At 68.6% G+C, this 26,623-nt stretch carries 20 protein-coding genes; 6 read left to right on the forward strand and 14 right to left on the reverse strand.

The features are described from left to right. The first annotated feature begins 45 nt into the window (after nt 1–45). On the forward strand, nt 46–636 hold the full coding sequence (locus tag BDK89_RS11565) for a hypothetical protein (RefSeq protein WP_133869088.1): 591 nt from the start codon (nt 46–48) through the stop codon (nt 634–636). Between the two features lie 168 nt (nt 637–804). Here the strand turns inward: BDK89_RS11565 and BDK89_RS11570 are convergent, their stop codons facing one another. From BDK89_RS11570 to BDK89_RS11580, 3 genes are read right to left on the reverse strand one after another with little or no spacing between them, the layout of a single operon-like run. Then, the gene (locus BDK89_RS11570) at nt 805–2,343 is read right to left on the reverse strand and encodes an anthranilate synthase component I family protein (RefSeq protein WP_133869089.1); all 1,539 of its coding nucleotides are present in this window, start codon (nt 2,341–2,343) and stop codon (nt 805–807) included. Continuing rightward, entirely contained in the window at nt 2,340–2,696 is a 357-nt protein-coding gene (gene hisI / locus BDK89_RS11575) for a phosphoribosyl-AMP cyclohydrolase (RefSeq protein ID WP_133869090.1), read from the reverse strand. The genes BDK89_RS11570 and hisI overlap by 4 nt, the downstream gene beginning before the upstream one ends. A 54-nt stretch (nt 2,697–2,750) precedes the next feature. Then, complete coding sequence (locus tag BDK89_RS11580) at nt 2,751–3,044, reverse strand: GroES family chaperonin (RefSeq protein WP_133871073.1); 294 nt, start codon at nt 3,042–3,044, stop codon at nt 2,751–2,753. A 56-nt stretch (nt 3,045–3,100) separates the two neighbouring features. On the opposite strand from BDK89_RS11580, the gene BDK89_RS11585 reads away from it, so the two are divergent. After that, the gene (locus BDK89_RS11585) at nt 3,101–3,706 is read left to right on the forward strand and encodes an alpha/beta hydrolase (protein WP_133869091.1); all 606 of its coding nucleotides are present in this window, start codon (nt 3,101–3,103) and stop codon (nt 3,704–3,706) included. Here BDK89_RS11585 and BDK89_RS11590 read toward each other — a convergent pair. The 4 genes from BDK89_RS11590 to BDK89_RS11605 all read right to left on the reverse strand — a co-directional run bounded on the left by BDK89_RS11590 (nt 3,690) and on the right by BDK89_RS11605 (nt 15,212). After that, the gene (locus BDK89_RS11590; protein WP_133869092.1) at nt 3,690–4,052 is read right to left on the reverse strand and encodes a VOC family protein; all 363 of its coding nucleotides are present in this window, start codon (nt 4,050–4,052) and stop codon (nt 3,690–3,692) included. The two genes, BDK89_RS11585 and BDK89_RS11590, sit on opposite strands and share 17 nt — an antisense overlap. Nucleotides 4,053–4,119: 67 nt before the next feature. Then, complete coding sequence (locus tag BDK89_RS11595; protein WP_133869093.1) at nt 4,120–11,487, reverse strand: DUF7507 domain-containing protein; 7,368 nt, start codon at nt 11,485–11,487, stop codon at nt 4,120–4,122. A gap of 303 nt (nt 11,488–11,790) precedes the next feature. Next, nucleotides 11,791–13,482 carry an ATP-binding cassette domain-containing protein gene (locus BDK89_RS11600; RefSeq protein ID WP_133869094.1) on the reverse strand — a complete coding sequence of 564 codons (1,692 nt, stop codon included), beginning with the start codon at nt 13,480–13,482 and terminating at the stop codon, nt 11,791–11,793. Beyond that, nucleotides 13,479–15,212, reverse strand: a complete 1,734-nt coding sequence (locus BDK89_RS11605; protein WP_166657536.1) for an ABC transporter ATP-binding protein — start codon at nt 15,210–15,212, stop codon at nt 13,479–13,481. The genes BDK89_RS11600 and BDK89_RS11605 overlap by 4 nt, the downstream gene beginning before the upstream one ends. Nucleotides 15,213–15,320: 108 nt before the next feature. Here BDK89_RS11605 and BDK89_RS11610 point away from each other — a divergent pair, with 108 nt between their 5' ends. After that, on the forward strand, nt 15,321–16,874 hold the full coding sequence (locus tag BDK89_RS11610; RefSeq protein ID WP_133869096.1) for an AMP-binding protein: 1,554 nt from the start codon (nt 15,321–15,323) through the stop codon (nt 16,872–16,874). 69 nt (nt 16,875–16,943) lie between these two features. On the opposite strand, the gene BDK89_RS11615 is transcribed toward BDK89_RS11610, so the two are convergent. The 7 genes from BDK89_RS11615 to hisC all read right to left on the reverse strand — a co-directional run bounded on the left by BDK89_RS11615 (nt 16,944) and on the right by hisC (nt 23,242). Continuing rightward, nucleotides 16,944–17,906, reverse strand: a complete 963-nt coding sequence (locus BDK89_RS11615; protein WP_133871074.1) for a potassium channel beta subunit family protein — start codon at nt 17,904–17,906, stop codon at nt 16,944–16,946. 137 nt (nt 17,907–18,043) lie between these two features. Beyond that, nucleotides 18,044–19,387 (reverse strand): sensor domain-containing diguanylate cyclase, encoded by a 1,344-nt coding sequence (locus BDK89_RS22570; protein WP_133869097.1) that lies wholly within the window; start codon nt 19,385–19,387, stop codon nt 18,044–18,046. Nucleotides 19,388–19,451: 64 nt separating this feature from the next. Then, nucleotides 19,452–20,225, reverse strand: coding sequence for an imidazole glycerol phosphate synthase subunit HisF (hisF, locus tag BDK89_RS11625; protein ID WP_133869098.1), 774 nt, complete (start codon nt 20,223–20,225; stop codon nt 19,452–19,454). Continuing rightward, nucleotides 20,222–20,953 carry a 1-(5-phosphoribosyl)-5-[(5-phosphoribosylamino)methylideneamino]imidazole-4-carboxamide isomerase gene (locus BDK89_RS11630; RefSeq protein WP_133869099.1) on the reverse strand — a complete coding sequence of 244 codons (732 nt, stop codon included), beginning with the start codon at nt 20,951–20,953 and terminating at the stop codon, nt 20,222–20,224. Before BDK89_RS11630 ends, hisF begins: the two co-directional genes overlap by 4 nt. Next, complete coding sequence (gene hisH, locus BDK89_RS11635; protein WP_133869100.1) at nt 20,950–21,597, reverse strand: imidazole glycerol phosphate synthase subunit HisH; 648 nt, start codon at nt 21,595–21,597, stop codon at nt 20,950–20,952. Before hisH ends, BDK89_RS11630 begins: the two co-directional genes overlap by 4 nt. Continuing rightward, a complete protein-coding gene (hisB, locus tag BDK89_RS11640; protein ID WP_133869101.1) occupies nt 21,594–22,190 on the reverse strand; it encodes an imidazoleglycerol-phosphate dehydratase HisB in 597 nt (198 codons plus the stop codon). The genes hisH and hisB overlap by 4 nt, the downstream gene beginning before the upstream one ends. Beyond that, the gene (hisC, locus tag BDK89_RS11645) at nt 22,187–23,242 is read right to left on the reverse strand and encodes a histidinol-phosphate transaminase (protein ID WP_243839156.1); all 1,056 of its coding nucleotides are present in this window, start codon (nt 23,240–23,242) and stop codon (nt 22,187–22,189) included. Before hisC ends, hisB begins: the two co-directional genes overlap by 4 nt. 73 nt (nt 23,243–23,315) lie before the next feature. Here hisC and BDK89_RS11650 point away from each other — a divergent pair, with 73 nt between their 5' ends. From BDK89_RS11650 to BDK89_RS11660, 3 genes are all read left to right on the forward strand, one after another. Next, entirely contained in the window at nt 23,316–23,522 is a 207-nt protein-coding gene (locus BDK89_RS11650; RefSeq protein ID WP_133869103.1) for a hypothetical protein, read from the forward strand. A gap of 287 nt (nt 23,523–23,809) precedes the next feature. Then, nucleotides 23,810–24,724: a mycothiol synthase gene (gene mshD / locus BDK89_RS11655; RefSeq protein ID WP_166657537.1), complete on the forward strand. Its 915-nt coding sequence runs from the start codon at nt 23,810–23,812 to the stop codon at nt 24,722–24,724. Nucleotides 24,725–24,783: 59 nt separating this feature from the next. Then, nucleotides 24,784–26,616 carry a M3 family oligoendopeptidase gene (locus tag BDK89_RS11660; RefSeq protein ID WP_133869105.1) on the forward strand — a complete coding sequence of 611 codons (1,833 nt, stop codon included), beginning with the start codon at nt 24,784–24,786 and terminating at the stop codon, nt 26,614–26,616. Nucleotides 26,617–26,623: the final 7 nt, after the last annotated feature.

The following is a 26,623-nucleotide window of genomic DNA, read 5'->3' on the forward strand; positions in this document are numbered from 1 at the left end:
GAACAGAAGGTGCCTGACCCCTTGTGTTCTGGCACACTCGGTGGGGTGAGTGACATGAACGACGTCGACCGGTTGGTGCAGCGGGCCGTCGCCGGCATCACCAACATCGCCGCCCGAGCGGCCCGCTTCTCCACCCGGCTGCTCCTGATGACGCTGCTGCTCTGTATCGGTGGATTCGCCCTGGGCGTCGCAGCGCTGTCGGGCGGCATCGAAACCGTCTGGATCGTACTGGGCATCGTCTTCGGCACGATCGCGATCGCCAGCGCAGTCCTCGCCCGGTGGCGGGTCGGCGCCGTGAAACGCCACGCCCCCGAACTGGCGAACGAGATGCGGGCACTCGTCACCAGTGGCGACCCGGCCGAGCGAGAGGTCGTCGAGGTGTTCACCGTCGACGACCCGGTCGCTGCGTCCGGCATGCAGTTCTCGACCGACGGCGAGTCCGGTTCCGCCGTCGTCATGTCGCGTCAGATGTACGGCTTCCGCGAGATCCCCGCCCGCACGCTCGAGAACTCGGCCCGACTGTCGGAGGCCATCCGTGCCGTCACGACGTTTCCGGCGCTCGTGCTCGCCGCGGTGCTCGTGAGCCTGGTGTTCGGCTTCCTGAGCATCTTCTTCCTCATCGCCCTCGCCCTCTGACACCCGCCCACACGGGTCGGGTGTCGTACGGAACACCGAGGCGCAGCCGAGGCGTTTCGGGAGATCACCCGACCCGGACGCGCACCCAACCTCACCGGAGTCGGGTGATCTCCGGAAACGTCGACTTCGTCGCCGTTCCCTCCGACACCCGACCCGGTGTTGCTGCGGTCAGGCTTGGGTGCCGGCGTTGCGGCGGGCGGCGGTCATGCGGCGAGCGGCCGGGATGGCGGCCAGCAGCGCCGCGGCCTTGTTGCGACACTCGAGATCTTCGTCATCGGGCACGCTGTCGGCGACGATGCCGGCACCGGCCTGCAGCGATGCGATGATCCGCCCCTCGGCATCGGGCGGGCGGATGAACATCGTGCGGATGGCGATCGCCGTGTCGAGGTTGCCCGACCAGTCGACGTACCCCACCACACCCGCGTACGGTCCGCGCTTCACCGGCTCGAGCTCGTCGATGATCTCCATCGCCCGCACCTTCGGGGCACCGCTCACCGTGCCGGCGGGGAGCGTCGCCCGGAGCACGTCGATGGGTCCGAGCTCGTCGCGCAGGTCGCCCGACACCTGTGACGTCAGGTGCATCACATGGCTGTACCGCTCGAGCGTCATCAGCTCGTCGGGTTGGACGGTGCCGAACTTCGCCACGCGCCCGACGTCGTTGCGGGCGAGATCGACGAGCATCACGTGCTCGGCGCGCTCCTTCGGGTGTTCGAGTAGTTCGGCGGCGAGTCGACGGTCGTGTTCATCGGTCGTCCCGCGCTTGCGCGTCCCGGCGATCGGGCGGCTGATGACCTTGCGGTCGAGCAGCTGCACCATCGGCTCCGGCGACGAACCGACGAGGGTGACGTCGGGGTGCCGCAGGAAGTACATGTACGGGCTCGGGTTCACCTGCCGGAGCACCCGATACACGTCGAACGGGTCGGCGCCGAGCTCGAGGTCGTAGCGCTGCGCCAACACGACCTGGAAGATGTCGCCGTCGAGGATGTACTCCTTGGCCACGTCGACCGCCCGCTGGTACAGACCGTCGGGCATCGACGACCGCAACTCGGGCACGTCGTCGTCCTTCGTCGGTGGTTCGACGGGCAGGTACGGCAGCGGCTGTGCCAGCTTGTCGATGCCGGCGAGCACCGACACCGACGCCCGGTCGTAGGCGTCGTCCAACTCGGCCTCGGACAGGCCGTGGGTCGGAACGCTCTCGATCATGTAGACGCGTTGGCGCCAGTGGTCGAACGCTGCGAGCGAACCGATCACGCTCATGGCGGCGTCGGGCAGCCCGTGGTCGTCGGCCGGTACGTCGGGCAGGTGCTCGACCTCGCGGATCACGTCGTAACCGAGGAACCCCATGATCCCACCGTGGAGCGGTGGCAGGTCGTCGAACGCCGGGCTCGTGTAGACCTCGAGCAGCGACTCGATCGCCGCGAGGATGCCCTGGTCGGTCGGCACGTCGGCAGGCAGTTCGCCGGTGACGGTCAGCTCGCCGTTGCGGAGCAGCAGCGTCGCCGACGGGTCGCGCCCGACGAAGCTGAAGCGCGCCCAACGTTCACCGTGTTCGACCGACTCGAGGAGGAACCCGGGTTCGTCACCGACGAGCTTCACGAAGGCGGCGACGGGCGTCTCGAGATCGCCGAGCACCTCGGTCCACACGGGGACCACCGAGTGCTCGGCCGCGAGCCGATGGAACTCGTCGCGCGACGGTTGGACGATCACGAGCCGAAGCGATTGTGGAAGCAGGAGCGCTCGCCGGTGTGGCAGGCGCCCTTGCCTTCCTGCTCGACGATGAACAACAGGGCATCGGCGTCGCAGTCGTAGTACGCCTCCCGCACGAACTGGCGGTCGCCGCTGGTGTCGCCCTTGCGCCACAGCTCTTGGCGGCTGCGTGACCAGTAGACCATGCGGCCCTCGTCGAACGTCATCTGCAGCGACTCGGCGTTCATCCACGCCAGCATCAGGACTTCTTTGGTCTCGACATCCTGCGCAATGGCGGTGACGAGCCCGTGGTCGTTGTACTTCACGGCGTCGAGCTGGTCGGGCGTGGCGTCGATGCGAACTCCGGTCGGCATGCCGGCCAGCCTACGAGCGACCGGTCGCCGCTCGGCAATCAGTTGCGGGCTCGATCAGAGGTAGAGACCGGTGCTGGTCTCGATGCGCTTTGCGGCGACCGCGTGGAGGTCGCGCTCGCGCAACATGATGTAGTCCTCGCCCTGCACTTCGACCTCGTAGCGGTCATCCGGGCTGAACAGGACCCGATCGCCGACCTCGGCAGCCCGCACGTTCTGGCCGAGCGCCACCACCTCGGCCCAGACGAGCCGCTTGGCCATCTGCGCCGTCGCCGGGATCAGGATGCCGCCCGACGAGGTGCGCTCTCCGTCCTCACGACCGATCCTGACGAGCAGGCGATCGTTGAGCATCTGGATCGGGAGCTTCTGGTCGGTGTCGGCCACGAACCGGAGGGTACCGTCGGCGGATGGCCACCACGCAGCGCACGGTCGAGCTCACCACAGCCGACGGCCACGCCCTCGCCGCCGATCTGGCACTCCCCGACGACCCGGTGGCGTCGCTCGTCGTCTGCCACCCGCACCCGCTCTACGGCGGCAGCCGCTTCAACCCGGTCGTCGAGGCGATCTTCACCCGTGCCGCCGCAGCCGGCGTCGCGGTGGTGCGCTTCGACTTCCGTCGCGAGCACGGGAGCGGCATCGCCGAGCGCGCCGATGTGGTCGCCGCGATCGACGAGATGGCACGGCACGGCGACGGGCCGACGTTCGTCGCGGGCTACTCGTTCGGGGCGGCGGTGGCGCTCACCACGGTCGACGCGCGCATCGCCGGCCTGGTCGCGGTCGCTCCTCCACTCGCCATGTTCGAGGTCGAATCACCGACCGTGCCGACGCTCGTGATCGCGCCGCGCCACGATCAGATCACCGACGTCGCGACCGTCACCGAGACCGTCACGTCGTGGCCGACCGCCGAGCTCGAGGTGCTGCCCTCGGCCGATCACTTCCTCGCCGGTCACACCGGCCAGGTCGGCGACCTGACCGTTGCGGCCCTCGCTGCGTGGCTCAGTGATCGGAGCTGATGCAGAACTCGTTGCCCTCGGGGTCGGTGAGGGTGCACCAGCGGAATCCGTTCGTCTCCCGGTCGGCGACGACGGCGCCACCGAGCTCGAGGATCTTCGCCTTCGCCGCTTCGATGTCGGGCACCGAGCCGTCGAGGTGCAGACGGCGGGTCCCTTCCGTGGCCTCGTCGACCGTCTGCAGCGCCACGGAGATGCCGCCCTCGTGTTGGGGCCGGAACCAGAGGAAGTGCGGCGCGAACTCCTGCGCCGGTTCGGCGCCGAGCACGGCGCCCCAGAAGGCCTTCTGCCGTTCGTAGTCGAGCACGTTGATGACGACGCTGCCGACCGTGATCACGGGTTCGCTCATGGCCGAATGGTAGTCCTGCCGCCGTCGACACCGGGTCCGGGTGTCCGGTGCCGACGGCGGCAGATCATCACGCCGCTGCGGGCCGGCGGCGGCGGGCCAGCAGGAGGCCCACGGCGCCGAGACCGACGGCTGCGAGCGCCCACTGGAGCATGGTGCCAGTGACGTCGGAGCCGGTCCGGGGCAGCGTCGTCGGTGGCACCGGGCTCTGGCCGATGAGGTTCACACGGTCGTAGTGACTCGGGTCGTCGTCGAACACCGGCGACGCGCCCGGGATCGGCTCGTAGTTCGTCGGGTCGGTCGGATCACCGGTCGGATCGATCGGCGTCGCCGGCGTTCCGACGACGGAACCGACGTTGGCGTAGTCGCTCTCGTCGGCAACACCGACGAGTTCGCACGTGGCGACCTCTCCGGGGAGCAACAACGCCAGCTCGCAGACGAAGCCTTCCCGGTCGTCGGTCACGATCACGTCGACCAGTGCAACGGCACCGGTGTTGGTGACGACGTACTCCCACACGACCTCGGACTGATCGTCGACCTCCGGCCCGGGCGCCTCGTCGGCATCCTCACCGTTCGTCGACTTCTCGATGTCGATCGACGCGACGGCACCGGTGTAGTGGCTCGGGTCGTCGTCGACGACGTCATCGATCGGCTGATCGGTGTCGGGGTCGACGATCGGCGTGTAGTTCGTCGGGTCCTCGGGGTCGCCGTCGGGGTCGACGGGGAACGAGGGGGTTCCGACGACGTCGGCGACGTTGGCGTACTGACCATCGACCGTGGCGAACGAGGTGAGCTCGCACGTCTCGGAGGCTCCGACGAGCAGCAGGTCGATGACGCAGATCTCGCCTTCGAGGTCGTCGGTGACGACCACGTTCGTGAGGGCGACGTTGCCGGTGTTCGTCACGACGTACTCCCAGACCACGACGTCACCGATCGGGACGACCGGGCCGGGCGCCTCGTCGGCGTCCACCCCGTTGGTCGACTTCTCGACGTCGATCGCCGGCTCCGCACCGAAGTAGTGCGACGGGTCCGAGTCGCCGATCGGCGGCTCGGGCTCGCCGGTGACCGGGTCGATGATCGGGTTGCCCTGCTGGTCGACGGGCTGGCCGGTCACGTTGCCGGTGTTCTCGTATTGGCCGACGAGCGTCGAGCCATCCTCGAGCGCGAGTTCACAGGTCGTGCTCTCACCGATGGCCAGGAACTCGATCGTGCAGACGTCGCCCTCGACCGAGTCGACGACGGCGAGATCGGCGAGGTCGGTGTTGCCGGTGTTCGTCACGACATAGGTCCAGGTGACCGAGCCGCCGAGCGCCACGAACGGACCGGTGCCGGTGTCGGCATCCTGACCGTTGGTCGCCTTCTCGAGGTCGATCGCGGGGCTGGCCCCGTAGTAGGCGCTCGGGTCGTCGTCGACGATGATCGACGTGCCCTCGTCGTCGACGAAGGGGTACACCCCGTCCTGGTCGACGATGGGGTCACCCGCCGGGTCGACGGCGATGCCTTCGACGTCGGACACGTTGACGTACAGATCGCCGGCCTGAGCCTCGGAGACACCCTCGACGGTGCAGGTGATCGAGGTTCCCGGCGTCAGCGTGACCGGGAAGATCGTCCCCTCGGTGCACTGGGCATCCACGCCATCGATCCGGTCGTCGCCGAAGCCGGTGACGAACAGGTCGACGTCACCGGTGTTGGTGATCACGTACTCCCAGACGATGGGTTGGTCGAGCAACACGTACGGAACCGTGTTGTTCGGGTCGGCCTGATCGCCGGCAGGGTCGTCGGCCTGGAAGCCATTGGTGGTCTTTTCGATGTCGATCGACGGGTCGGCGACGGCGACGTAGCCGGAGGGGTCGTCGTCGACGATCGTCGAGTTGCCCTCGTCGTCGACGAACGGGTTCTCCCCGTCCTGATCGACCATCGGGTTGCCCTCCGGATCGGTCGCCGTACCGACCGTGTCGGCCAGGTTCTCGTAGGTGCCGAGCGCCGACGCACCGGTCGCCCGGTACACCCACACCTCGTCCACATCGAGCAGACCGTCACCATCGACGTCACCGTCGACGAACACGATCGTCCCGGCCTCGGTCGACAGATCATCGGACTCGTCGCCGACGGTTCCGTTGTCATCGACCACCGCCACGTCGGCCAACGCGAAGTCACCGGTGTTCGTCACCGTGTAGATCCACGTCACCTCCCGGCCGGGGCTGACGGTGATCCCGTCACCCGCCGGCACCTCGACCAGTTCGCCCAGATCGCGGTCCCACAGGTAACCCGCGGTCACCTTGTCGATCGCGATACCCGGCTCACCGACGGCGACGTAGCCGGAGGGATCGTCGTCGACGATCGTCGAGTTGCCCTCGTCGTCGACGAACGGGTTCTCCCCGTCCTGATCGACGATCGGGTTGCCCTCCGGATCGGTCGCCGTACCGACCGTGTCGGCCAGGTTCTCGTACGTGCCGAGCGCCGACGCACCGGTCGCCCGGTACACCCACACCTCGTCCACATCGAGCAGACCGTCACCATCGACGTCACCGTCGACGAACACGATCGTCCCGGCCTCGGTCGACAGATCATCGGACTCGTCGCCGACGGTTCCGTTGTCATCGACCACCGCCACGTCGGCCAACGCGAAGTCACCGGTGTTCGTCACCGTGTAGATCCACGTCACTTCCTGAGCGGGGCTGACGGTGATCCCGTCACCTGCGGCCACTTCGACGAAGTCGCTGAGATCGGCGTCCCACAAGAAACCCGAGGTCACCTTGTCGATCGCGATACCGGGCTCACCGACACCGAGGTAGTTCGACGGGTCGTCGTCGCTCGGCGGCTCGACCGGGATCGGGCCGTCGGGTGTCTGGTTCTCGGTGATGACCTCACCGTCGCCGTCGAGCGGGGTGCCGGTGACGTCGGCGGTGTTCACGTACTGACCGAGGTCGGCGCCGCCGGCCTCGCGCGCGGTGCACGTGACCGACGCGCCCGGAGCGATCACCGTCGGGAACACCGTGTCGATGGCGTCTTCCTCGCACGTGGCGATCGTGCCGATCTGGTCGTCGGTGAACGAGGTCACCTCGAGGTCGACGTTGCCGGTGTTCGCGATGACGTACGTCCAGTAGACGTCGCTGCCGGCGAGGATCTCGGGGCCGGCGGGATCGCTGCCGGGCAGGTCGGCCGGGACGTCGTTGGTCGACTTCTCGATGTCGATCGCCGGCACGGCGATGCCGTAGTAGTGCGACGGATCGTCGTCGACCGGTTGCTCCATCGGCGTGCCGTCGGGGTTGACGATCGGTGTGCCGTCGGGCTCGACGGGTGTGCCGATCACGTCGGCCGAGTTCTCGTAGATCCCGAGGATCGCCCCGTTCGGGGCATCCGCCTCGAAGGTCCACGTCTCGTCGACGTCGAGCAGGCCGTCACCGTCGGCGTCGCCGCCGACGAACGTCATCTCGTCGGTCGTGATGTCATCGCTCGTGTCGGCGGGGGTGCCGTTGTCGTCGACGATGGTGACGTCGGCGAGTGCGACATTGCCCGGAGCCGGGATGGTCACCACATAGGTCCAGGTGACCGGGTCGAGGGTCGGGACGATCGGCCCGGCGGGGTCGGTCCCGACCGCATCGGCGGGGACGTCGTTGGTCGACTTCTCGATGTCGATCGTGGCGACCGCGCCGAAGTAGTGCGACGGGTCGTCGTCGACGACCGGGACGACGTTGCCGTCACCGTCGAAGAACGGTGAGCCGTCCAGGCGGACGAGATCGGCGTAGCTCTCCTCGCTCCACGGAATGTCGGGGAGCACCGGATCACCGACGACATCGGCCGTGTTGTCGTACTGGCCGGCTTCGGCCGGCGCCGGCGTGGTCGACGTACAGGTCGTCGATTCGCCGATGGCGAGCGTTGCGACCGGGCAGGTGATCGTCCCAGCCGTCGTCGACAGGTCGTCGGAGGGATCGGCCGGGGTGCCGGCGTCGTCGGTCACGACGACGTTCTCCAGCACGGTGTTGCCGGTGTTCGTGACGACGTAGCTCCACACCACGTCCTCACCTTCGGGGATGTACTTGCCCGTCGGCGAGTCGGCGTCATCGGCGGCGGTCGGCGCATCGACGTCGATGGCGTTGGTCGCCTTCTCGATCGAGATCGACGGGTCGGGTCGCCAGAGGCCGAGGTCGATCGTGAGATCGTTCGGGTTGTCGGCCGACGGGTTGTCGGGTCCGAGCGTGACCATGTCGCTGACGAACACGTCGTCGTACAGCGGCCCGTTGACGGCTGCCGGATCCCAGAGACCGGTCGGGAACGCAGGTTCTTCGGTCCCATTCGAGTCGGCAGCGCTGTCGCCGCCCTCGAACGCAGGGCTCACGACCCAGTCACTCGGCGGCGCGAACGCGATGAAGTAGTCGCCCTCGGGAAGCGCCGAGAACAGGTACTGACCTTCGACGCCCGTCGACGAGTCGGTGACGGTCTCGTCGACGAACAGGTCGTCGGCGTCGAGCACGCCGTTGCCGTTGTTGTCGAGGAAGATCGCGACGGGCACCTGGGGCACGCCGACGAGCGGGGCCTCATCCTGCACGCCGTCGTAGTCGGCGTCGTACCAGACCTGGTCACCGACGAAGTGGTCGCCGAGTTCGGCGACCGTGATGTCGACGGGCGGCGGCGCTGCCGTGTTCACCGTGTTCGAGGTCGCCGACTGCGCCGACCAGCCGAACGCGTTGGTGGCGACGTCGCCCGGAACGGCGGCGACGGATGCCCGCATCGGCCACTCGAGCTGGAACGACTCGCCGAGCGCGAGCACGCCCGGTTCACCGGTCGCATCGTCGACATACGAGATACGGATCGCGGCTGCGCTCGAGATCGGCGACGGCGGCGTGGTGGACCACGCCGCCTCGGCGCACCCGGGCACCTCGGCGTTGCCGGCGAAGGCCGGGTAGAAGTCGTCGTAGCGGCACGGTTGACGCTCGGTTGTGTACTCGATCACCACGTTCGGATCGGGGCTGGTGACCGGGCCGGTGAGGTTGGTGTCGAACTGCGAACCACGGGGCGACACGGCGCCGGTGTTCTGGTTCGGCACGACGAAGGTGTCGCCGACGTACGGGAAGATGTCCATCACCATCACGTTGATCACGTCGGTGTTGCCCTCGTTGACCACCGTCATGCGGTAGTCGACCGTGTCGCCGGGTCGGGTGCAACGCTCCGAGCCGTAGGTCGTGTTGTCCTCGCCGGCGGGTGGGAAGCCGTCGGCACAGGTCGCGTCGGGTCCACCTCGCACCTCCTTCTGTGAGGTGAGGAACACGAAGTCGAGCACCTCGATCGAGGCCAGGTCGGCGCGGATGCGGTCGTCGGTCTCGCCGTCGCCGTCGAGGTCGTCCACGTCGTCCTGCCACGTGCCGAAGAAGTTGCCGTTGTCCCAGACCGAGAAGTACTGGCCGCCGGCGTCGTCGGTGAGTGCGTTGGTCGTCGTGAAGTTGCGGTTGAGGACGCTCTGGGGCGGGGTGCCCGCCTCCACATCGGTCTTGAAGGTGATGGTGATGGTGCGGTTGCGCTCGAGATCGCCGGCGCATTCCCACCGCAGGACCGAGTCGTCGAGACCCGTCCCAGCGTTGGGCACGGTGCCGCCGTCGACCGGGGTCGCCGGGCACGTCACACCGTCCGGCGCCGACACGGTGAAGTCGTACGGCGCCGAGAGGCCGCCCTCAGCGAGGAGGTTCTGGGAGAGCGTCGGGACGACATCCATGATCACGGGGTCCGGATAGTCGGCCGTGGCCGTCCAGTGGTTCTGCACGCGCAGGCGCCACGTCAACGTCGTCGTGGTCGTGTCGCTCGACGGGAAGACGCCGTTGCCGAAGTTGTTCCCGGTCGCCGTGACGTCCTTGAAGATCGCAACGTGCGGCTGGGGGCTCTCGATGTTGATGGTCGCACTGTCGGAGTCGGACGCAGGCAGCGGGGCGCCCGTCACCGGGTCGAGCACCGTGCCAGAGAGCGTCGCCGTGTTCACGACCGGGATCACGGGCGTGGTGTCGAAGTCGTTGCCGTCGCCGCCGTCGCGGCCCGGGTCGATGAAGTAGCCGTAGAGGTCGGTGCGCCCACTGCCGTTGTCCTGAATCCAGCCGGCGGGCAGGTCGCCGTAGCGAACCTCCACGAACTCGGCCGGGTTCGTGTCGGGGGCGGGAACGGTGATCGTCTGGCTCGACGCTCCGTCGGCGAACAGCGAGATCGTCGTGGCGTCCTGCAGCGTGACGACGAACTCGACCTGTCCGTCGCCGTTCGGGCCGGTCGGCCCGGCGGGCCACGTTCCGGTGCGCAGCTCGGTCATCGTGAACTGTCCGGGGAGCGGATCGGTGAGCACGGCGTCGAAGATCACGCCCTCGCCCTCGTTCTCGGGGCGGAGGTAATACGACGAGAAGCTGTCGCCGTCGTCGCCGTTGGTGCCGTCGTTCAGGTCGAGGTCGACGAACGGACGACCCGCCGCCTTGTCGATCGTCGGGTCGCCGGGTTCACGGTTGTCGACGACGAACGGGAACTCGTCACCGCCGGGATTGCCGTCGCTCCCCGGCGGGAAGGTGCCGCCGGCGACAACGACGTTGCTGGTCTCGATCGGCGCCGGGAGCGGCGCGTCCGCCGGGTACTCGAGGGTGATCGAGCGTTCGATGCACTCGTCGACGCCCACCTGGACGTCGCCGAGCAACCACGTGACGGTGCCGTCGCCGTTGTCGACACCACCACCGGCGTCGACCACGACGAACCCCTCGGGGATCTCGTCGGTGAGGGTCGCTCCCTCGACGCTGCCGTTCAGTGGGCCGTAGTACGGGTCGTCCGGGTTGTCGCCGCACAGGGCAACGGTGAACACGACCGGCTCGTTCGGCGCGACGCGGGCCGGACCCGTCTTCGTCACGTCGAACGACGTCCGGGCGCGGGCCGTGACGTCCTGGGTGTCGATCACCGTGTTGGGCAGCGGGTTGCCGTCGCCGTCGAACTCACCCCACACCGCCGTGTTCGTGGCCGTGGTGAGGTCGGGCGTGACACCGGCCGGGATCTCGAACGAGATCTGGAGGTTGGCCGAGGTGCCGGCGGCGAAACCGTTCGGGAACGTGAACACGATGTCGGACGGGTCGCTCGTGTCGACCTCGAACGACGGTCCGACGCCGCCGGGCGACGCCGAGACGAACTCGAACACGGCAGGGTCGCCGTCGACGTCGGTGTAGGACGGCGCCAGATCGTGCAACTCGAACCCGTTGCAGTCACCGGGTGCGTTGCAGCCGATCGACACCTCGTAGGTGACGATCGAGCCGCTGGGGAACGTGCCGTCCTCGTTCGCGAAGGGCTGGGTCTGCGCCAACGACTTGACGAGCGTCGGCTCGCCAGCGTGGGCGGCTCCGGCCGGCAGGGCGATGCCGGTGATCAGGAGCATCAGCGCAGCGACGATGGCTACGGCGGGCCGTCGTCGTGGGGTGGTGTGTGTCATGGCTTCCTCGGTGTCGTGGATTCGGCAGGGCGCTTCGTCGCACCCGAGAAACACAGAGGGTGACCACGCCCGAATCGTGACGCCAACGACAAATTTTCGCAAAGAAGCGCGCTGACCAGGGCTTTCGCGCGAACGATGAGTCCACTTGCGCCGAGAAGCACCAGACGCCATCGCGCCCGTACACCACTATTCGTGATACAACGTGCGCTCCCAGCGAACCCTCGACCGCGCATCGACCCTCGACCTCGTGTCGAGATCCAGAGCGCGGGCAGGATGCCTGCGGGACCAGCGGCGTCAGACGCGTCAGGCCGGAGTGGTTCGACCGCGCTCGAGACGGACGACGCGATCGGCACGTTCGAACGCAACCGCTCGGTGCGAGACCGCGAGCACCGTGAGTCCGGCGTCGGCCAGGTTCTGCCAGAGCTGGAGTTCGGTCTCGACGTCGAGCGCGCTCGACACGTCGTCGAGCACCACCAGCTCGGGTCGGTGGACGACGGCGCGTGCCCCGGCGAGCCGCTGCCGCTGTCCCCCGCTCAGACGGAGCCCGCGAGGGCCGATCACGGTGTCTTCGCGATCGGCCCAGCCGTTCACGTCGTCGCCCAGCATCGCCAACGACAGGGCGCGACGGATCTCGTCGAGGTCGGCGTCGCCGAACGCGATGTTCTCGGCGAGCGAGTCGGACACGAGCTGTGGGACCTGGGGCAAGAACGCGGCGTTCGGCGGGACGAGGAACGCTGCCCGATCGTCGAGGGTGTCACCGTTCCATCGAACGTCACCGGTCACGTCGGCCTGCCAGGCAAGGCCCAGGATCGCTCGCAGCAGGGTGCTCTTGCCGGCACCGATCTCACCGGTCACGACGACGAACTCGCCCCTGCCGACCGACAGGTCGATCTCGGTCACGCCGCCACCGCCCGGGTACCGGGCCGACAGGCCGACGACGTCGAGTCGGTCGAGCGGCACGCGCTCGGGCCGTTCGACCGCGGGTCGTACCCGTTCGTCGCCGATCTTGATCGGAAGGTGGCGAGGGGTGACCGTGCGGCGCACGTCGCCGTCGGCGACGAGATGACGCATCCGCTCGAATGCGACGGCCGCCTGCTTCTGGCGGGCCAGCGCTCGGCCCATCATCCGCGGCAGGAAGCCGAGCCAACCGAGGTACGCGGTGAACAGTGCGACATCGCCCACGCTGAAGGTTCCGGCCGCCAGCGAGCCGGCACCGACGAGCAGCACCAGTGCCAACCCGACGTCGGCGACGCCGCGGGTGAACGCCTCGAGGCACTCCTCGAGCACGCGATCTCGCACGGCGGTGGTGCGGCGCCGCTCCACCAGATCGTCCAGACGATCGAGCAGCGGCTCGGTCGCGTCGTTCGCTTTCACGGTCGTCGCCGCCGCCATCATGTCGCCGACGAGCCCGGTCACCGCAGCGGTGGCCTCTCGGTCGGCGACCCGGTACTGCTTGATGCGACTGTCGAGTGCCTTGGTCGCCACACCGACGACGACGAGCGGCACGATCAGGATCAACGCAGCCGCCAGGTCGGTGAGCCCCATCACGATCCCGGCGAGGACCGTGAACACGAGGCCCGCCGACACGTCGACCATGCCGTCGACGAAGCGAGCCACGTCCTCGGCGTCGTCACGGAAGTGGGTGACGGCCTCCCCCGCCGAGCCGACGGGTTGCCCCGCTTCGACGCCGCCGCTCGCCACCTGCGCAGTGAGCAGGTTGGCACGCAGGAAGGTCTGCATCTGCAGCCACACCCGGGTCCAGACGAGGGCGGCGGCGTGGATGGTCGCCATCCGCCCGATCTCGAGGACCACCAGCGCGACGACCCACCACACCGCTGCGTCGACGTCGCCGGCCTCCACGGCGTCGAAGGCGCGTCCGAGCACCCAGCCGATGCCGACCGGGAAGACGAAGAACAGCACGAACAGGCCTTCGCCGGCCCAGAACGTGCGGCGATCGTGCTGGCTCACGCGCCATGCGAGCGTCCAGGCGTTCATGCCAGCATCCCTTCCGAAGGAGCACGGTCGGGCTCGAGCGCCAAGTCGAGCAGGCGGCGGAACCGCCCGTCGGGGTCGGCGACCAGCGTCTCGCGCGCACCGAACTCGACGATGCGACCGGCCTCGAACACGGCGATGTCATCGACCTCCGAGAGCGTGGAGAGCCGATGCGCGATGACGATCGTCGTCCGACCGCGCATGAGTTCGCGCATCGCTTCCTCGATCCGTCGCTCGGTCACCGGGTCGACCCGCGCCGTCGCCTCGTCGAGCACGACGAGGTCGGGGTCGCGCAACCAGACACGTGCCATCGCGAGCAGTTGTGCCTCGCCGGCCGACAGTCCGGCACCGCCACCGCCGAGCGGCCGGTCGATGCCACCGTCGGCGAGCGCGCCGAGTCCGACCGAGTGCAGAGCGTCGGCGACGGCTGCGTCGGAGTGACGCGAATCGAACAGCGTCACGTTCTCGCGGATCGTCCCGTTGAACAGCTCGACCTCCTGCGGCACCAGCGCCGCCCGACGGCGGAGCTCGCGCATCGGCACGTCGGCGATCGGGACGCCACCGACGTTGACCTGACCGGCGGTCGCCTCGACCAACCGGAGCACCAGACGCGAGAACGTCGTCTTGCCGCTTCCGGTGCGACCGACCACGCCGACGGACCGCCCGGCCTGCAGGGTCAGATCGACGTCGTGCAGCACCGGGTCGTCGTCGCCGTAGTCGAACGACACCGACGAGAACTCGATCGCCAACGGACCGGCCGCCGGTGAGGTCCGGCCGTGGTCGAGCACGGTCGGCTCGACCTGCATCAACGCCAGCACGCGCCGCATCGCTCCGGTGGCCTTCTGCACGGTCTCGAGTTCGTGGACGACCTCTTCGAGCGGGCGCTGGATGAGCAAGACGTATTGGAACAACAGGAATGCCGTCCCGACGGTGATCGCACCGTTCGAGACCAGCACGGCACCGGCGAGCACCGACGCGACGACGCCACCGACGACAGCGCCCTGCACGCCCCACCACATCCCGAGAAACGCCGACTCGCGCCGCACCGACCGGTCGAGCGCACCCGCCGAGTCCTCGACGAACCGCCACATGGCGTGGGAGCCGGCACCGTTCGCCCGCAAGTCCTCGGACGCGTTGAGCCGTTCCTCGATGCCGCCGTACAGGCGGGCGTAGGCGCCCATCTCGTCGGCCGACTCCTCGACCGCACGGTGCCGCATCACCAGCACCGCGGCGACGGCCGCGACGACGTAGACCGCCATTCCGACGCCGATCCGCCAGTCGATCGCCGACACGACGATCACCATGCCGGCGACCAGGATCGCCGAACCCACCGCCTTGGGGAGGACGCGACCCAGCAGGTCGGACACCGAGGTGACGTCGCCGTCGACGCGCTGGATCAGCTCACCGGGGGTGTGTTGGCGATGGAACTCGTGGTCGAGACCGAGCACGTGACGGGCCATCCGCATCCGGAGTTCGTTGGTGGTCGCCCAGGCTGCGTACGTCGCCGACCGGGCGACGAGCACCGACACGACCTGCGCGGCGATCACGATCACGAGGAACACGAACGCGAGCCGACGAATCGTGTCGGCGTCGGTGCCTTCGACCGCCCGGTCGACGATCGAACGGACGACCAACGGACCGATCACCGTGAGGCCGGCACCGAACGCCGTGAGGACGCCGAGCGCGGCCCAGCGACCGGCCTGGGGCCGGAGCAGCGGTAGCACGGCGCTCACGCGACGATCGGACGACATACCTGTGATTCTCACCCTTCGGGACGCGTCGACCGAAGGAGGTTTCGCCACCGCGCCCACCGTGGCGGGTGGACCACTATCGTCCGAGTCATGGATCTCGGCCGGTCAGTCGGCGTCGGTGTCACCCTGGCGCGTTCGTTCCTCACCCCCTTCGAACGCCCCGATCGTTTCCCGCGGGCGCTCAAGGCCATGGCACCGTGGGGGTCGTCGATCGCCGGCCTCCTCGCCGGTGCCGCGGCGCGTTACCCCGACCGTCTCGCCGTGATCGACGACGACGGCGGTACGACCTACGCCACCGTGTGGACCCGTACCCAGTCGATCGCCGCGAGCCTCCACGCCGACGGCATCGGCCGGGGCACCCGTATCGGCATCCTGGCCCGCAACCGCCGTGGCTTCATCGAGGCACTCGGCGCGGTGGCCGCCGTCGGCGCCGACGCGATCCTGCTCAACACCGGCTTCGCCGGACCACAGCTCGCCGACGTCGCCGACGCCGAACAGCTCGATCTGATCATCCACGACGACGAGTACGCCGAGATGGTCGCCGACTCGATGGTCAAGGCGTCGATCGACGAGGCCGACCTGGAACGGCGGGCATCGCTCGGGGGCACGGTCGAGCCCACCAAGGACGTCGGCCGGGTCGTGATCCTCACGTCGGGGACGACCGGCCGACCCAAGGGAGCCGCTCGCGAGAGCGGCCCGTCGGCGCTCGAGGGCGTGGCGGCCCTCCTCGATCGGATCCCGCTGAAGCTCGGCGACGTCCAGGTGATCGCCGCTCCCCTCTTCCACGCGTGGGCGCTCAGCCATCTGCTGCTCGGCTTCTCGCGGTGCGCGACCGCCGTCGTCGCCCGCAAGTTCGATCCGCAGCGCACCCTCCACGCCGTCGCCGACGAGGGCGCGGATGTCCTCGTAGTCGTGCCGGTGATGCTGAGCCGCATCCTGCAGGCCGACGACGGCGAGCTCCGTCTGCCGTCGCTGCGAGTGATCGCATCGAGCGGCTCGGCGATTTCCGGACAGCTCGTCACCGACGTGCTCGACCGATTCGGTCCGGTGCTCTACAACCTGTACGGCTCGACCGAGGTCGCCTCGGCCACGATCGCGACCCCCGACGACCTCGCTGCCCACCCGACCACGGCCGGTCGCCCGGTGCGCTGGGTCGACGTCGCCATCCTCGACGGCGACGGCAAACGGCTCCCCGAGGGTTCGTCGGGACGGATCTTCGTCGGCGGAGCCTTGAAGTTCGACGGGTACACCAACGGCGACGACAAGGAACGCATCAACGGCCTCGTCTCGACCGGCGACGTCGGGTCGTTCCGCGACGGGCTCCTGTTCGTCGAAGGACGCGACGACGACATGATCGTCTCGGGCGGCGAGAACGTCTTCCCGAGCGAGGTCGAGGAGCTCCTGCACGCCCACCCGGCGATCATCGACGTCGTCGTGAGCGGCGTCGCCGACGACGAGTTCGGACAGGTCCTGGCGGCATTCGTCGTGCTCGCTCCGGGCGAGGACCTGACCGACCGAGAGGTCAAGGATCACGTCAAAGCACAGCTCGCCACCCACAAGGTCCCGCGCCACGTCCGCTTCATCGACGAACTGCCCCGCAACACCACCGGCAAGGTGCTGCGCCGCCAGCTCTCCGTGTCCTGACCCGCGCCCGAGCGCGACGAAGCCCGACCGGCAGAGCGGTCGGGCGTCGCTGTTCGGACAGTGACGGGTTCAGCTGAGGGCGTCGTCGATCTCGGCCATCACATCGTCGGTGAGTTTGGGCATCACCTCGACGGCCTTCATGTTCTCGACGACCTGGCTCGCGCGGCTGGCGCCGGTGATCACGCTCGACACCATCGGGTGCTTCGTGCACCAGGCGATGGCCAGCTGTGCCATCGAGCAGTCGAGGCGTTCGGCGATCGGGCGGAGGCGCTCGATCTGTGCGACCGCGTCCTGGTCGCTCATGCGCTCGTTCAGCCACTCGTAGCCCGAGAGGGCTGCACGGGAGTCTTCCGGGATGCCGTCGCGGTACTTGCCGGTGAGCAGGCCCGATGCGAGCGGGCTCCAGATCGTGTTGCCGTAGCCGGTGTCGGCGTGGAGGCGGGCGTACTCGACCTCGACCTTGTCGCGCTCGAGCAGGTTGTACTGCGATTGCTCGGTGACGGGCTTGTGGAGGTGGTGACGTTCGGCGATGTCGATCGCATGGCGGATCTCGTCGGCCGACCATTCGCTGGTGCCCCAGTAGAGCGCCTTGCCCTGCGCCACCATGTCGCTCATCGCCCAGACGGTTTCCTCCATCGGGGTGTTCGGGTCGGCGCGGTGGCAGTAGACGACGTCGACGAAGTCGAGGCCGAAGCGCTCGAGCGATCCGTCGATCGCCTGCATCAGGTACTTGCGGTTCAGCGTGTTCCGCATGTTCGGGTCCTGGCCGTGGATGCCCCAGTAGAGCTTCGTGGTCACCACGTACGACCAGCGGGGCCAGTCGAGCTGACGGAGCGCCTCGCCCATGATCTGTTCGCTCTTGCCGCCGGCGTACGCCTCGGCGTTGTCGAAGAAGTTGACCCCGGCGTCGTGCGCGGCCTGCATGCACTCGAGCGCCATGTCGGTGCCCATCTGGGTGTCGAACGAGACCCAACTGCCGAAGCCGAGTGCACTCACCTTGACGCCGCTGTTACCGAGGCGTCGGTATTCCATCGATTCGTTCGGGATTGCCATGGTGGCGACTGTACCCGTACAGGCGACGACGACACCTCGGCTCCCCGAGGCGTGACATCTGACCGACCGGCGACCGGTCTGCGACTGGACGGTGACCGGCGAGTCGGCCCTCATCGTCAGGCGACGACGAGCTGGGCGCGGCCCGATCGCTTGGCGACGAGCATCGCTCGATCGGCAAGATCGACCGGGTCGGTGCCGGGTCGGCACTCGGCCAAGCCGACGCTCAGCGAGACGTGATCGGGTGCGCCGACCACCTCGAGCGGCTCGGTGAACGAGTCGACGATCCGTTGCCCGATCGCCTCCGCCGTCGCGAGATCGATCCCGTCGAGCAGCACCACGAACTCGTCGCCACCGAACCGTGCGACGACATCGCCGGGACGACACGATGCGACGATCCGACGGCCGATCTCGACCAGCACCCGGTCACCGACGGCGTGCCCATATCGGTCGTTCACCGACTTGAACCGGTCGACGTCGACGTACAGCACGGCGCTCGGCTCGACTGCAGCGCTGATGGCGTCGGTCAGGGCGTCGCGGTTGGCCAGACCGGTGAGCGTGTCGCGGGTCGCAGCGAGCACCAGCCGGTCACGGTCGCGCCACCGCTCGTGGAGCAGCGCCGTCACCTGACACAGGTTCTGGATCCGCGTCAGCACGTTGGCTCGCACCATCAGCTCGCCCGACGCCGGGACCCAGCGGAGCTCCAGGTACACCCCGATCAGCTCCCCGTCGAGTTCGACGGGCACGAAGCCGAGGCGGAACGCCTGGTCGGGTTCGGCGTGGCGCAACGCGGCGGAAGTGACACTCGAGGGCGCCGTGCACGGCAGCAACACGTCGTCGGCCGAGCGCGGGCGGCCCGACTCGTCGACCGCCAGCGTCGGCGTGGTCCATGGTTGCCACCCGCGATCGACGGCCCGCTGGAGCACCGGGAGCAGACCGGGGTCGGAGCGCGGTCCGAACACCTGCGGCTCGTCCTCGAGCGCGACGAAGTACCAGCGCAGCGACCCGTACTGGTTGTGATAGCAGAGCTCGTCGCACAGCCGACTCCGGACGACGTCGCGTCCGGCGCCGGTGAGTTCGGCGTTGAGCGGTTCCGACACCGATGTCTCCATCGACTGGGGCACCAGCATCACGACCCAGTTCCGTTCGCCGTCGCCGGCGACCACACCGGTCGGGATGACGTCGACGCCGTAGGGCAGGCCGTCGGAGCCCGACATCACCGAACGGAACGGCATCGGCATCAGCACCGGGTGCGTCGGGGTCGCAGTCAGCCTGGCGAAGTAGCCGGCGACGTCGGCGAGCGCATCCGGGGCGACGATGTCGAACACCAGGCGACCGACGAGGTCGGCGGGTTCGTGACCGAGGAAGCCTCCCGCTCCGCCCCGGGCGTCGAGCATGACGCCCGACGAATCGACGACGAGCACCAGCGGGCGAACGCTCGCCAGGATCTCGGAGGCATCCATCGCCCTATTCTTCGACCTGAACGCTGGTGTTCTCAACCTGATAACACCAGCTCACAGCGGGTGCTCAGCGATCCGGTGGACGCACCGTGACACCGGCGTCGATCATCGCGCGCTTCGCGTCCGCGACGGTGTGCTCGCGGAAGTGGAAGATCGATGCCGCGAGGACGGCGTCGGCGCCACCGTCGACCACGCCGTCGACGAGATGGTCGAGCGTGCCGACGCCGCCGCTGGCGATCACCGGTACCGACACGGCGTCGCTGATCGCTCGCGTCAGCTCGTTGTCGAAGCCGATCTTGGTGCCGTCACGGTCCATGGAGGTGAGCAAGATCTCGCCGGCTCCCAGTTCGACCGCGCGCCGCGCCCATTCGATCGCGTCGATGCCGGTCGGGGTGCGGCCACCGTGGAGGAACACCTCGAACGCCGGATCGCCGTCGTCGCGCCGCTTGGCGTCGATCGCACACACGACGCATTGCGAACCGAACTCGCCGGCGATCTCGCCGATCAGCTCCGGTCGCTGCACCGCCGCGGTGTTGACGCTGACCTTGTCGGCCCCGGCCCGGAGCATGCGGCGGGCATCTTCGAGCGACCGGATACCGCCACCGACGGTGAACGGGATGTACACCTGTTCCGCGACCCGGTAGACCATGTCGACCGTCGTGTCGCGGTTGTCGGACGACGCCGTGATGTCGAGGAAGACGAGCTCGTCGGCACCTTCGGCGTCGTAGCGAGCCGCCAGTTCGACCGGGTCGCCGGCATCACGGAGCTCGACGAAGTTGGTGCCCTTCACGACGCGCCCCTCGGTCACGTCGAGACACGGGATGACTCGTGCGACCCTCATCCTTCGACCTCCAACACGGCCATGGCCTGCGCGACGGTGAAGCGCCCCTCGTACACGGCCTTGCCGGTGATGATGCCGGCCAGTCCCGGAATCGACGCGAGCGCCACGATGTCGTCGAGCGTCGCCACGCCACCGCTCGCGACGATCGGCACATCGGTGGCTGCCACGGCTGCCGCGAGACCGTCGACGTCGGGGCCGGTGAGCATGCCATCACGGCTGATGTCGGTGATGACGAACGCAGCGGCGGTCGGAAACCGGTGGAGTGCGTCCGTGAGTTGGACGCCACTCCCCTCGGTCCAGCCGTGGACGGCGAGTTCGCCGTCACGGTGATCGAGGCCGACCGCGACAGGAAGGACATCGCTCGCCGCCACGACGAGGTCGGGGTCGGCCACCGCCGCCGACCCCATGACGACCCGGCTGACACCGGCAGCGGCCAGCGCCTCGGCATCGGACACGGCGCGCACGCCGCCGCCGGTCTGGAGACGAGCCCGACCATCGAGCGCAGCGGCGACCGCTGCGACCACGGGTCGGTTGACGGGGTCGCCCGAGCGGGCGGCATCGAGATCGACGACGTGCACCCAGGGTGCACCGGCGTCGGCGAACGAGCCGGCAACGGCGACGGGGTCGTCGCCGTAGACGGTCTCGGCGTCGTAGTCGCCCTTCGTGAGGCGGACCACCTTGCCGCCCCGCAGGTCGATCGCCGGATACAGATCGCAGATCGTCGTCATGCTGCTGCTCCGTCCCTCGCCTCGACACACACCTGGACGAAGTTGCGTAGCAGGCGGAGGCCCGTCGGACCCGACTTCTCGGGGTGGAACTGTGTGGCGAACACATTGTCGAGTCGGAACGCCGCATTGAGGTCGGTCCCGTACTCGCAGGTGGCGGCGACGACCGACGGGTCATCGGGGACCCCGTGCAACGAGTGCACGAAGTACACCCAGGGGTCGTCGCCGAGATCGGCGAGCATGGGGTCGTCGGGCAACTGCAACTCCAGTCGATTCCATTGCATCTGGGGCCGCTTCACGCCCGGCGGGATCCATCGCACGGTGCCCGGGACGATCCCGAGTCCGCGTGCCGCGGCGTCTTCTTCGGACCCGTGGAACAACATCTGCATACCCACGCAGATCCCGAGGAACGGCCGACCGGACGACGCGGCGGCGAGCGCCGGCTCTTCGAGGCCGACGGACCGCAGCGTCGACATGCAGGCGCCGAACGCTCCGACACCGGGCAGCACCACGCCGTCGGCGTCGGCGACCACGGCCGGGTCGGCGGTGAGACGGGCGTCTGCGCCCATCTTCTCGATGGCCTTGTGTGCCGAGTGCAGGTTGCCGATGCCGTAGTCGAGCACCGCGACGAGCGGGCGATCGCTCACAACACGCCCTTGGTCGAGGGGACACCACCGGGCTGATCGATGCGGACGGCGTCGCGGAGCGAACGGGCGAGCCCCTTGAAGGTCGCCTCGATGATGTGGTGCACGTTGCGACCGCGGACCAGCTCGACGTGGAGGGTCATCGCCGCGGATTGCGCGAACGACGACACGGCGTGTTCGGCCAACTGCGGATCGAACGCCGGATCGCCGAGCGGCAGGCTCTCGGGCATGGGGACGATCCACTCGACGTGCGCGCGCCCGGACAGATCGAGGGCGATGTCGACCAGTGCCTCGTCGAGCGGGTACCGGCCGCTGGCGAATCGGCGGATGCCGGCCTTGTCACCGAGCGCCTCGCGGAACGTCTCACCGAGCGCGATCGCGACGTCTTCGACGGTGTGATGCGTGTCGATGTGCAGGTCGCCGTCGGCGTGCACGGTCAGGTCGAAGCCACCGTGGCGGCCCAGCTGATCGAGCATGTGGTCGTAGAACGGGATGCCGGTCGAGATGTTCGTCTGTCCGGTGCCGTCGAGATCGATCGAGATCTCGATCGACGTCTCGTTGGTGCTGCGGCTACGGCTGGCGGTACGGGCGCTCACGTGAGGATCTCCTTCAGCGCGGTGATGAATGCGTCGTTCTCGTCGGGCGTGCCGACGGTGACTCGGAGGCAGTCGGCGAGGCGTGGCCACCCCGAACAGTCGCGGACGAGGATGCTCCGGTCGAGCAACTGCTGCCACAGGTCTCGCCCGCCGATCGAGGTCGGCCGGAACAGGATGAAGTTGGCGCCGCTCGGTGTCACATCGATCGGCATGCCGCGCATCGTCGTCGACAAACGCTCGCGTTCATCGACGATGAGCCGGACCCTCTCGTTCATGTCGTCGACGAACCGCAGGGCCACTCGTCCGGCCAACTGCTTCACGGCGTCGAGGTGATACGGCAAGACGACCTTCTCGAGCTCGTCGACGAACCACGCGGGTCCGATGGCGTAGCCGAGCCGGACACCGGCCATGCTCCACGTCTTGGAGAAGGTGCGGGTGACGACGAGCGGCCGGTCGTCGTCGAGGAGCTCGAGCGCACTCCAGTCGGCGAACTGTGCGTACGCCTCGTCGGCGACCACCAGGCCGTTGGTGACGTCGAGCAGCTCGCCGATCCGCTCGGACGGCTCGACCAGTCCGGTCGGGTTGTTCGGCGACGTCAGGAACGTGACGTGTGGGTCGTACTCGTCGACCACGCGCCGCAGCTCGTCGGGATCGAGGGTGAAGTCGGCGTTGCGCTCGCCTTCGACCACCTCGCTGCCGACCACCCGGGCGATCTGGGCGTGCATCTGGTACGTCGGCTCGAAGGTCGCCACCCGCCGGCCCGCGCCGGCATAGGTGAGCAGGATCGTCTGCAGGACCTCGTTCGATCCGTTCGCGGCGAACACCATCGACGGGTCGACCCCGTGCCAGTCCGCAATCGCGCGCCGCAACTCGGTCGCGGCACGATCGGGATAGCGATGCCATTCGATCCGCGACAGTTCGGCCGCCAGTGCGTCGCGGAACGCGTCGGGTGGCGACAGCGGGGACTCGTTGGTGTTCAGTCGGACGTCGACGTCGACTTGCGGGGAGTGATAGCCCTCGAGCACTCGAAGGTCGTCACGGACGGGGATCACCAGGCCGAGGCTACCGAGCACCCCGTGCCTGACGGGAAAGCGGTTTGTGCCGGTCGAGGTCTAGGTTGGGTTCGTGCCCTCCCCCGACCCGACCTCCGCCGTCAACGAACTCTCGGTGATCGCCGACACGATCGATCGGCAACGCGAACGGGTGGGTGCGATCGCCGAACCGTTCCTCGGCACCGAGCGCGAGGACGTCGTCACGACCGTCCACGAGGCCGAACGCCAGCTCCTGATGGCGAGCCGAGCGCTGCAGCGCGCGATCCGCACCCTCCGCTGAACGCAGCACGGCCACGTACCCGGAGCCGGTCCCGACGTGCAATCGCCGCCGAAAACGGGGACGGCCCCCGGCGAACCGGGGGCCATCAACCCTGAGCGCAGGGCGGCGGATCCCTGTATGCGCTCGACACCAGGTGGCGGGAACCTGGTGACCATCATCCTCTCAGGGACCGACCCCGACTTCAAACATCGTCCGCCAGAACCGGCCGATTTCGGCGTGATGACCTCCGTCACGTCACGGTCCGCGGTCGGACGACGACCGACCACCGCGCAGGTACCCTGACACGGGTGCGCATCACCGAGATCGCTGCAACACCAACCGCAGAACAACGCGAGCGCGCCCTCGCGTTCGTCGCCGGCGTCGAGACGACGACGGGTCGGCCGCAACTGAGCGACCACCTCCGGATCGACCTCGGCCGCGACAGCGGTGACGCACACGGTGGCCCGCTCCTCGTCACGATGCACGACGACGACCGGTTGATCGCGTTCGCACAGCTCTCCGGCGCGAACGACGCCTGGGTGCTCGAGACCGTGGTCGACCCGGCGCTCGACGACGACATCGCCGTTCGCGACGACATCGCCGACACCGCCGTCGACGCCCATCGTCGCCGACGCGACGACGCCGTCGTGTGGTGGCTGGACGATCCGTCCGCCCACGACCACGAGGTCGCGGCCCGACTCGGCCTCGCCGTCTGGCGAGAGTTGTACGAGATGCGCCGGCCGCTCCCCCATCCGCAGCAAGCCGATGTGGCCACCCGGTCGTTCCGTCCCGGCATCGACGACGAAGCCTGGCTCGGCATCAACAATCGGGCGTTCGCATCCCACGGCGAACAGGGCGGCTGGACACTCGACACGCTCCGGTCGAGATTCGACGAGCCCTGGTTCGACCCCGACGGGTTCCGCATTTTCGACGACGAAACCGGTACCCCGGTGGCGTTCTGCTGGACCAAGCTCCACACCGACGGATCGCCGGTCGTCGGCGAGATCTACGTGATCGCCGTCGATCCATCCGCACACGGCCGCGGTCTCGGCAAGCAGCTCACCCTCGCCGGCCTCGATTCGATCTCCGATCGTGGTGTCACCGTCGCCAACCTCTACGTCGATGCAGGCAACACCGCCGCCGTCGGCCTCTACGAGCGGCTGGGTTTCACCATCCATCGTCGGCGCGTCGCGTTCGCTCCGCCCGAGCACGGCACCGCCTGAGAACCCGATACCCGATTCCCGATCCGCACCCGTCCCACCCGATCCCTCGACAGGACACCATGACCCTCACCGACGACAGCACCCGCACCGGCGATACCGAGCTCCCGCGCTGGAGCGTGGCCGACGTCTACCCGTCGCTCGACGACCGATCGTTCACCGATGCAATGGAGACGCTCGACGCCGACGTGACCCGTCTGATCGCCCTGTTCGACGAGCACGACATCCGCCAGACCGACCCCCGCGCACCGACGGCAGCCGACGGCCAGGCCGCCGACGTCGCCCTCCGCATGTTCAACGAGGTCAGCGCGTTGATGAGCGAGCTCGGCGTCGCCACGTTGTCGGTCACTGCAACCGACTCGCGCGACGACGCCGCCCGCGCCCTGATGAGCCGGGTCGAGCAGCAGAGTTCGCGGCTCACGCCGTTGCTCGCCCGCCTCGCCGAATGGGTGCACGCGCTCGGCGTCGAGCCACTGGCCGGCCTCAGCACCGAGGTCGCCGAGCACGTCGGACCGCTGACGCGCCTCGACGAACGTGTCGCCCATCAGATGACCGAGCGCGAGGAGGAGCTGTACGCCGAACTCTCGACCACCGGATCGTCGGCGTGGCGTTCGCTCCAACAGGTCGTCACCTCACAGCTGGCAGCCGACGTGGCGATGCCCGACGGCTCGACCGAACACATGCCGATCAACGCCGTACGCGGCCTGGCGACGCACGCCGATCCGGCGATGCGGCGCGCCGGCTACGAGGCCGAACTCCAGACCTGGCCGCAAGTGGCGACCACCGTCGCCGCCGCCATGAACGCGATCAAGGGCGAAGCCGTCATCGTCAATCGCCGTCGCCACTGGGACGACCCGATCGATGCATCGCTGTACGCCAACAGCGTCAGCCGCCCGACGTACGAGGCGATGCAGTCCGCCGTCACGGCGTCGCTCCCCGACTGGCGCCGCTGGATGCGTGCCAAGGCACGACTGCACGGTCACGACGGCGGCCTCCCGTGGTGGGACCTCGTCGCGCCGGCACCGACCGGCGACACGACGCTCAGCTGGGACGACGGCATCGACTGGGTGCGGTCGGCGTTCGGGTCGTACTCGACCGAGCTGGGCGGGTTGGTCGATCGGGCACTCGACGAACGCTGGATCGACGCGCCCCCGGCCGACGGCAAGACCGGCGGCGCGTTCTGCGCCTCGTTCCGCGACGATCGCTCGCTCGTCCTGCTCAACTGGTCGGGGTCGATCGACTCGGCGCAGACCACGGCCCACGAGCTCGGCCACGCCTACCACAACGTCACACTGGCGGGCCGCACGCCGCTGCAGCGTCGATTGCCGATGGCGCTGGCCGAGACGGCGAGCATCTTCTGTGAGACGCTCGCGATCGAGCAGCGGCTCGGCGTCACCACCGACCCGAACGAGCGGCTCGGGCTGCTCGACGTCAGCCTCACCGGCCCGAACCAGGTCGTCGTCGACATCCAGTCCCGCCTGCAGTTCGAGACCGAGGTCTTCGAACGTCGTCGTCGTGGCACGCTCGGCGCCTCCGAACTCGACGAGATGATGCTGCGGGCGCAAGCCGACACCTACGGCGACGGCATCGATCTCGACACCCGACACCCGTACATGTGGCTCCTCAAGCCGCACTACTACGGATCGCACTTCTACAACTGGCCGTACACCTACGGACTGCTGTTCGGACTCGGGCTGTACGCCGCGTACCGCGACGATCCCGAACGGTTCCGACTGGGCTACGACGACCTGTTGTCACGAGCGGGCATGGACACCGCCGAGGTGCTTGGCGCGCGGTTCGACCTCGACGTCACCGACGAGGCGTTCTGGACGTCGAGCCTCGACGTGCTCCGGGCCCGCATGACCGAGTACGAGCGTCTGGTCGACGCACGGTGATCGAGCG

Source organism: Ilumatobacter fluminis, from assembly GCF_004364865.1.
Taxonomy (GTDB): domain Bacteria; phylum Actinomycetota; class Acidimicrobiia; order Acidimicrobiales; family Ilumatobacteraceae; genus Ilumatobacter; species Ilumatobacter fluminis.

What these genes read in the sequence shown, in the direction of transcription:
- hisI (WP_133869090.1), bottom strand. Translation starts at nt 2,696, where the DNA reads ATGCCGACCGGAGTTCGCATCGACGCCACGCCCGACCAGCTCGACGCC.
- BDK89_RS11580 (WP_133871073.1), bottom strand. Translation starts at nt 3,044, where the DNA reads ATGCTCAACGATCGCCTGCTCGTCAGGATCGGTCGTGAGGACGGAGAG.
- BDK89_RS11585 (WP_133869091.1), top strand. Translation starts at nt 3,101, where the DNA reads ATGGCCACCACGCAGCGCACGGTCGAGCTCACCACAGCCGACGGCCAC.
- BDK89_RS11590 (WP_133869092.1), bottom strand. Translation starts at nt 4,052, where the DNA reads ATGAGCGAACCCGTGATCACGGTCGGCAGCGTCGTCATCAACGTGCTC.
- BDK89_RS11595 (WP_133869093.1), bottom strand. Translation starts at nt 11,487, where the DNA reads ATGACACACACCACCCCACGACGACGGCCCGCCGTAGCCATCGTCGCT.
- BDK89_RS11600 (WP_133869094.1), bottom strand. Translation starts at nt 13,482, where the DNA reads ATGAACGCCTGGACGCTCGCATGGCGCGTGAGCCAGCACGATCGCCGC.
- BDK89_RS11610 (WP_133869096.1), top strand. Translation starts at nt 15,321, where the DNA reads ATGGATCTCGGCCGGTCAGTCGGCGTCGGTGTCACCCTGGCGCGTTCG.
- BDK89_RS11615 (WP_133871074.1), bottom strand. Translation starts at nt 17,906, where the DNA reads ATGGAATACCGACGCCTCGGTAACAGCGGCGTCAAGGTGAGTGCACTC.
- BDK89_RS22570 (WP_133869097.1), bottom strand. Translation starts at nt 19,387, where the DNA reads ATGGATGCCTCCGAGATCCTGGCGAGCGTTCGCCCGCTGGTGCTCGTC.
- hisF (WP_133869098.1), bottom strand. Translation starts at nt 20,225, where the DNA reads ATGAGGGTCGCACGAGTCATCCCGTGTCTCGACGTGACCGAGGGGCGC.
- BDK89_RS11630 (WP_133869099.1), bottom strand. Translation starts at nt 20,953, where the DNA reads ATGACGACGATCTGCGATCTGTATCCGGCGATCGACCTGCGGGGCGGC.
- BDK89_RS11660 (WP_133869105.1), top strand. Translation starts at nt 24,784, where the DNA reads ATGACCCTCACCGACGACAGCACCCGCACCGGCGATACCGAGCTCCCG.